This is a genomic window from Elusimicrobiota bacterium, assembly GCA_016180815.1.
Classification (GTDB): domain Bacteria; phylum Elusimicrobiota; class Elusimicrobia; order JACQPE01; family JACQPE01; genus JACPAN01.
Genome location: JACPAN010000002.1, coordinates 128919 through 136944, shown reverse-complemented (window position 1 = coordinate 136944; position 8026 = coordinate 128919). Strand labels below are relative to the sequence as shown.

Sequence of the window (8026 nt, the reverse complement as noted above, 5' to 3'; positions counted from 1 at the left end):
TTTGCTTTGATTCGGGAACAACCAAAGCTGACCCGGAGGGCCGGCATGAATAATCTGACGTGCCTGAATCAGGAATTTTTCGATTTCGTTGGGATCGCGGGAAGAACCTATGGTTTGGAAAACTTTATAGCCATTGGCCTTGTCTATGATTTGAACGCTGATGGAGCCGCTTTTGTTGCGCTTTTTCCTGACAAACACCCCTTATTTTAACTGCGGGACACCCAAATTTCAGCACCACTCCCTCTGGGGAAGGGTCAAAATTTGCGGCTACTCGGAAGACGGGAAACTTCATCCCGATGTCACTCCTGATGTCGTTGCGCAAGTCCAAGAGCCTCTTGAGGAACCGGCGGCCGCCGATGAAGAACCCGCAGGCCCGGTGCTTTGCGCGGCCTTAACCGGCGCAGCCGAAATTCCTTTGCTGCCTTCGCGCATCCGGCAACGAGTCCTGGCGCGCATCGCCTCCTGCGACCGGGAAGTAGCCATGAGAGAGCTCAATGCAACCGCGATCGAAGCGTATGATCTGCTGGAAACCCTCGAAGACGAGGAATCCTTGGGCAGAACCGCCCGCAGGCAAATTCGTCAATTCATGGATCGATACGAAGAAATCGCCGAGCTCACGGATGCGAATCAAAAATTCGAACGGCTTCAGGCCTGGATGTCCGGGGTTCACCGCTACATCGAAACGTCCGAAATCAGCTTTTTAGGCCAAACCAGAAGGCTCGCGCGCGCCAGCGAACAAAAAACCAGGGAACTCACCGGCGCGACCGAAGCATTCGGACGATCCCGCTCCGTAGGCCGGTTAATTGAAGAAAATCCGGCCTTAGGCGAAGCCCTGGAACATTATTTAGCCGATCCAGAGAATGTCTCGGAAGAAGATCGAACGCTTCTGCAAGAATTTGAAAACAACGCCCAAATCAGGCAGCTTTGGCGGCGCCTGAGCAGGGCGCGGCGGGAATGGGGCGAAGCCAAGGCGGCTCTTGACGCGCATTTCGACGCCCATCCTGAATTAGTCGAGTACTACACATCGCTGACCGCTTATCAAGCCGCCGTCGTGCGTTATCTGCAGTTGGCGGCGTTGGGCGGCCGTCCCACGCATGAAGGCGAAAAATTCTTTGTGGGTTTGCCGGATGCGCATGAGGTTCGCCTGGCCCGGCGCTACGGAGCCACCGGTCTTTTGGTGCAATCGCAAAACTGGGAAACCCGGTTCATTTCAGCGGACGGGCGTTTCGTGGCATCGAGCCGCACGCTTGAAGGCCGCCATCAAACCATCATCAACTACTTCGATTCTCGCGGCCGGCGCACCGGAACCCATGTCTCCACCCAAATGCAGGACGATGAAGGCCAACAATACACGCTGGTTCAATCCAGAGACGGGCGCGGACGCATACGCCGAGAAGAAGAAAAAGGCCGGGGTGTGATCCGCACCGGCGACTGGTATGACGACGGCATCCCCGCACGCGTCGTCGAGGAGCATGAGGACTCCTCATCCGTTATTTATGTCAACGAACGGGACGCCCAGGGCAATGTCACATCCAGCAGCCAGCATAGAAACAACGCCGACGGTTCGTCTATTCTTTACCTGACTAACAGGGACGCCCAGGGCAATGTCACGTTCAACGGTTTCCAACGAATCGGCGCCGGCGGCAGCGAGGAGGAGCGCCTGGAATGCTACCCCGGCGAAGACCAATGCCTGCAGGCCGCGATCGCTCCGCAAGAGGGCGTCAGCTACGATGTGCGGCGTTTTTCCATCGGCAATCCCGATGGCGTTTGGCTGCGCACCTTGTATTTTGACGACGGCAATTCGCACAGCCGTTTGGGCGGAGATTTAGTGGATGCCCTGGCCGCGGAAACCGATGAGACGGTGCGCATTAATTTAGCCGATGATGTGGCCATGGCCATGGTGCCTTTAACCGGCTTATCGGAGGAACGCGTTCCCATGGTTTCCGACTTTATCGGCGATCGGCTCCAGACGGTGGATAATGCCGATGCCGCTACGTTGGATATCGAACCCAACGGTGAAGTCGTGGTGACCAGGCCGACCGAACACGGAGGCCGCACGGTTTTCGTCGGACGTTTCCAAAACGGCACAGCCACCGCCGCGCAGCGGGAGGCGGACGAAGCGCCGGGCGAAGCTTTAGTCGCTTATTGGGCGAGCTTCAACGCTCAGGGCGAACTCACCAGCGACGCTGAAGTGCACCGGCTGCCGGCGGCCGAGTACTACGGCAACGGGCGCCGTTTAGATTGGAGCCCCATGGCTGTTTTGGGAGAAGGCAGCTCCGGTTGGCGCGTTTACCTCAGAGATCACAGCCAGCGCTTGGACGGGGAATGGGAAGAAACTTCGGAGGAAGAAATCGCCTCCTGGACCTCCTATCAACAGCCGACATTCTGGTCCCTTTACGGCGAAACAGCCATGAACGACACGCCCGTTGTTTCCCAGCTTCTTCAGGTCGGGCGCAGCGCGGTGATGGGTGTTGTCGGCTCGGGGTATTGGATTGCGGCTGGGGTTTCGGCTGCCGTTGACGCTGATGCAGCCACGACGTCGGATTTAATTCACCTAGGCGCGGCGACCTGGGCTGATGTGGGGGTCAGTATGCCTTGGGATGACGCCAAAGCAGATCAACGGGAACGCCAAAATTTATCGTTAATGCTGGCACGGGACGCCATGACCGATGAAGAAGAAGAAATTTTTGATGAAAACTTAGAACGTGAGGCTTTCCAACAATCCTGGCGCGGCAAAGAATTTCAAGGAAGGGCCGACCTTTCGCATCGAGTCTACGATCAAGTTTTTGGAGATGCGCATCGCAGCCAAGACGCCACGCTCGGAGCTTTTGCCGCCCGGAGCTTCAGCGCAGCGCCCGCCTACTTTTTCCGCCAGGCCGCGACTGCGGATACATGGTATGAATCACTCGGCTACGGCGCCTTGGGCGTCGGCGGCGCAGCCAGCACGGCTTTTTTTGAAGGCGCTCCTTTGGGTCTTGTCGGAGCAGTGCCGGGCGTTGCGGTCCGGGGAGCGACCAGTCTCGGCCTAGCCGCCGGACGCCTAACGCCCGCGCTCGCCGTCATCGGCGAAGCCGAGGCCGTTACCGCAGGCACGACCAGAGCATTAACCTTTTCCGAACGATTGGCCGGCAGCTTGGTCGGTCTTGGCATCAGCCCGCAGCGAATTGTCAATGTTGCCCGCATCGGCGCCGCAGGAGCGGAGTACGCGCAATTGGGCGCCAGAACTTACGTGACCACGCCGTTTGTCATCGGCGTGGGCGCTCAGGCTATAGACTCAGTGCCTGTTTTTGCCCGCTTGGCCGAAGACCCGGACTCTGTCTACGCCCAACAGGATGCCTGGGAAGCGGGCGGCGGTCTGGTCACGGCAGCCACGCTTTTGGGCATGGCCAGAGCCACGCACCCGAGAACCCCCCGCGGCACAAAAGCCCTGGCCACCAGGACTCAAACGCCGGCGGTAGCCGACACTTTTGACCCCTATCGAGCGCTGGGACTGGAACGCAACGCAAGCATGGAACAAGTGCGCCGGGCTTACAGACGACTCGCCTTTGAAAATCACCCTGACCGCGTTCCCGGAGCACAAGCTGAAGCCAGGATGAGAGACATCAACCGGGCTTATGAGGCGATTCAAGCCGAACGCGCGGCAGCCGCATCCACTCCCACCGCCGAGCAAACGCCGGAACCTGCGCCCGCGCGGCCTGGCGCTCAACCGGCGCAAGGCGCGCCCAGAGCCTTACCGCCCCCCGCCGGAGCCGAAGTCATCCCCATCGAAACAGCCAAAGGCAAAGGTTCGTCATTGCGCGCAACACCACGCACCGACACGCCTCTGGCACCGCAACAAGCAAGTGTTGTTCCGGAAGCCTATGTTTCTCTCACCGAAGAAGTGCGCGCTTATGATGGGCCGGACGGCCGCTACCTTCAAGCGCGAGAAAATTTTGTTGAGTTCCTCCCCAATAGCGAAGGTGACATCCCCTCCGCGCATTGGAAGTTTCACGTCAGCGCCACGCCTGAAAATGCAGCCGCCGTTGTCAGATTAGCCACAGGATACCTGCGCGGACAGCGAATCAGGCACAAAATCGTCAGTTCAGAAGGATACCCCAGATTCTTCGGCGAGGATGCCGGGACACAGCAAGGCAAACTGGTCACGGTTTGGTGTGAAAACGCGGCCCAAGCCAGAAATCTCATGAACGCCCTCGACGGCGCGCTTGCCGAACGCGGGCTCACCGGCACAAGTACGGGCATTTTGCCTCCGGAAAACAATCCCATGCCCGGCGGCGATTCCGGATTAATCAGTTACCGTTTCGCTCTGCCGTCGAGGGGAATAGACATCAACGGCCGAAGGGTTTATGACAGCTACAGGAATCGTCATCAAAACAGATTGCTGGGTGAGCCTGATCTCTACCTCGTGCCAAGCGCTCAAGCGACTTCTTCAAGAATCGCGGCTCCGGTTCGCGCGGGATCGAAGGAAAGCCCCCCTCCTGAAGCGGACCTGGCGTCCGATGAACCGACGGAAGATATCGTTTTTCTGGATTTTCGCGGCGCCGATGCCGAAGCGCTTCAAACATACCGCTCCGCGCTTCAAGAAGCGGGAGTCACCATGATCGAGCCCACCGGCGATCTCGTGGCCATCGGCCTGCCCGTGGGTCTTGGTTCAACGCTGTTGACCCAGCTTGAACCGTTAAGAGTCAATATCTTGGGCTATGACGCTTATCATGAGCTCCAAGGAACACGGGCTCTCGAAGCGCCGTTTACGGACACGGAGATGAACGCCATCTTCACCGAGCTAACGAAGGAAGTTTCAACCTGCCGCACATGCCGGCCCGTGCAGCCGGGCGGAGCGGGCAGAGCCCTGCCCCCGGATGCTCAACTTTGGGATTATGAAAACGGGTCAAGCCTGGCCACAAACAGCGAAATCGCCCGATGGCGGACCGAAGCCTTGACAACAGCGAGCGTCGAACCCGTGCAAGAAGCGATCGCGGCCGCGGAGGCCGACGGGCTTCTGGCCCCGGCTTCCTGGCAAGGACTGCAAGGGAGCGAAGGCAATTGCGTTTCCCACGCCCTGGCCAATATGTCCAACGGCCGTTTTACCTTGACCCAAATTATGAATATCGCGGAGCGCTACGGATTCGATCCCAACGATGGGCTTTATGAAAATCAATTAATGCAAGTTTTGGCCCACCTTCAAGGTTTATCCACGGGAACCGGCGATCCCGTTGACTTCAAGGCTTATGCGATCTCGGATTTCTTTCAAATGCAGGAAGCCAGGGCGCAGACCGGCATTGACCGTCCCGCCGGGCTTGCGATTCTCCGCACCGGAGACGGCGAGTCCCACGCGGTCGTGGTGCGCGGCGTGGTTTATATCGAGACGGTCGCGCCCGATGGAACGCGCACGCCGGAGCCTCATGTGGTCGTCACCGACTCTCACCGCAATACGCCCCTTGTCTATACTCTTCCCCAATTCTCCTCGTCGCTCATCTCAGACGGCATCATCGTCATGGAGCCCCTGGTCGAAGTGCCGGCCTCGGCTATTATTCCTTCCGTCTCTTCCTTGGGTCAAGGAAAAGGCGCGGTCCGGCCGCGCGCCGGAGGCAATTCCGCCGACCGGATTCTGGCCGACACAAGAGACGCCCGGTTGGAAGGCCGCTTAGCTGGCGAACCTCCGGGACAGCAGACGGCCAGGATCATAGAAGCGACTGATCTTGGCGGAGACGCGGAACTTTTAGCCGCAAGAAACAGCGCCGCGAACCTGGCTCGCATCGACGGAACGTTGCCACAGGAAGGTCCGGCCTGCGCCATTCACGCTACGCATAACCTGCTTGCAGCTATGGGCGTTGTGGAACTCAATCAAAGCGGGCTCAATCAGGTCATGAACCGGGCGAGAGAGCTTTTTCCGCATCGATTCGGATCGGATGGACAAATCGTTCAAGGTCTTTCCCATGGCGAAGTTATGGAACTTGCCCGCTCCTTCGGCCGGGCCAGAGTGGCTGCGATCGACGAATTTTTTGAAACGATTGAACGCACCGGCAAACCCATGCTGGCCGTGATCGAAGGCCAAAACAGCCTCCATGCCGTTGTCGTTGAAGGCGTTTTCGAACATGGCGGGCAAAGCTATGTCTCCATCATCGACTCCAATTGGAATAACCGGCGTCTGTTCATGCCGTTGGAAGGATTCGCCCGCTCGCTGCGCTCCGGCGGCCTTCAAATCGAGCCCGGGGAACCTACGAATTCCACCGAACTTGCCCAAGTTCCCCCGGATCATTCATCGCCTCTCATCGGTGCTTTGCCCACTCCGACCGTCACCATTGCGCCGAGAACGCCCAGAACGCTGACGCCCGTCGAAGAATCCCGGCGGCTGGAATTCGCCTCCAGAATCAATGCGGGCGGGCCCGGCTGGGGATTTGTGGAACAACAATGGAACGCTGAAGTTGCCGTCCCCGGCGTCAGCCGCTCGATTCGAATGGATCATCAAACATGGAGCCACATTCTTCTAGGCAGTTCCTACGGCAGGGGTTTAGGCACGGGGCATCCTGAAATCGGCAATGCCCTCAGTCCGGAACATCTCTTAAGCATCATTCAAACGACCAGGAACGGACAAATCCAAGCCGACGGAACCAGAGTTATTTATAAATCTTTAGGCGAGCTCGGCATCCCGTTAAGCGAACTGCCCATGATCAGAAACCCTGAAACCTCGAGGATGCAGAAACCCACCCATATCGCCATCGTGTACAGCCCCAGATCAGGGCAGGTCATCACAGCCGTCTTCGTGCATAGATACGGAGGCTACAGAAGCAGCCACCAAGGGCAAGGCGCCTTTAGATTCCAGCAGCTTTGGTAAGGATCCCAATGGAGGCGCGGGCCGGAATCGAACCGGCGAATAGCGGTTTTGCAGACCGCCGCCTTAGCCACTTGGCTACCGCGCCGCGCGATCGATGATGAAGCTGGTGGGCGGTAGAGGACTCGAACCTCTGACCCCCTCGATGTCAACGAGGTACTCTAACCAACTGAGCTAACCGCCCGGTCAAAACGGCAATAATAAAACATATTATTCCAAATTCACGGTAGTTCTACAGCCGCACTTTCCCTTTCGTCACACCGGCGAAAGCCGGTGTCCAGTGATGGCGAATCCGAAGAATGTCTGGATTCCGGCCTTCGCCGGAATGACGGGGAAAAATGCGGCTGTAGAAGTAGGTAAGAGTATTAGCGGGCGAGTTGGCGCAAAGCGACGCGAGCTGCGGCTGCGGCGGGTCTGCCCAAAGCCGCCTCAAGATCAATGGATAGCAGGACGCCGGCCGCCGGCGCCAACGCCCGTCCGCTCGTGCCCGCTCCTCGCGAACGGTAAGCCATGGTCTCGATTGTTCGGGAAGGATTGCTTGAAAAAAAATCAACGACTTTATCCGAAACGCTGACCGGAACCAGAGGCCCCCCCGGACGCCCGGCTTCAAAGACGCCCGCCGCCCGGCGCATGACCATGCGATAATCTTCCACGCGTAAGCCGACGGCGCCCTGCGGCTCGATCAAAACCGAACCGGCTGTTTTGAGTCTCCGGTCGCTGAGGATGAGGCGAGCGCCGTCCCGGCCGGTTCTCAAATCCATGCTGATGCGCCGGAAAACTTCGGTGCCGTCGCCGAGAATCCTTCGCCCTTCATGGATGGAGGTCTGATCCACGGCCACGAGACGAATACGGCCGATCTCAGGACTGCGGTCAAAACTCGAAGAAAGGACATAAACATTAGGGCCGGGGTGCCCGGAAACCCGGGGCTGGCTGCCGTATCGAACCAAACCATAAGAATCCTTCCATTGATGCTCCGGCGATAATAAATCGGGAGGAGGTTTGGGAAGCGCCAAGCGCCAGCGCGCGCCGCTCGGCTGCTGCCGCTCGACGATGGACTCGATGTTTCTTGTAATCTGATCCGTGGATACATCGGCCCGCCCAAAAACCGGCAAGAGAGCTGCGGCTATTGCCAGAAACCACGATCGACGCATACGCCCCAAGTGTGCGCCCAAGCGTATTTTCTTACTAGGGTCCAGG

Annotated in this window: 2 protein-coding genes and 2 tRNA genes; 1 reads left to right on the top strand and 3 read right to left on the bottom strand. The window is 58.5% G+C overall.

Annotated features, from left to right (window positions below; translation table 11 throughout):
• The first annotated feature begins 160 nt into the window (after positions 1 to 160).
• Complete coding sequence (locus tag HYT79_00640; GenBank protein MBI2069083.1) at positions 161 to 6832, top strand: DnaJ domain-containing protein; 6672 nt, start codon at positions 161 to 163, stop codon at positions 6830 to 6832.
• Positions 6833 to 6841: 9 nt separating this feature from the next.
• Here HYT79_00640 and HYT79_00635 read toward each other — a convergent pair.
• From HYT79_00635 to HYT79_00625, 3 genes are all read right to left on the bottom strand, one after another.
• A tRNA-Cys gene (locus HYT79_00635) sits at positions 6842 to 6917 on the bottom strand.
• A 19-nt stretch (positions 6918 to 6936) separates the two neighbouring features.
• Positions 6937 to 7013: transfer RNA gene (locus tag HYT79_00630), tRNA-Val, on the bottom strand.
• A gap of 181 nt (positions 7014 to 7194) precedes the next feature.
• Entirely contained in the window at positions 7195 to 7980 is a 786-nt protein-coding gene (locus tag HYT79_00625; protein ID MBI2069082.1) for a hypothetical protein, read from the bottom strand.
• Positions 7981 to 8026: the final 46 nt, after the last annotated feature.

Coding starts and splice junctions, on each gene's coding strand:
- HYT79_00625 (MBI2069082.1), bottom strand. CDS start 7,980: ATGCGTCGATCGTGGTTTCTGGCAATAGCCGCAGCTCTCTTGCCGGTT.
- HYT79_00640 (MBI2069083.1), top strand. CDS start 161: ATGGAGCCGCTTTTGTTGCGCTTTTTCCTGACAAACACCCCTTATTTT.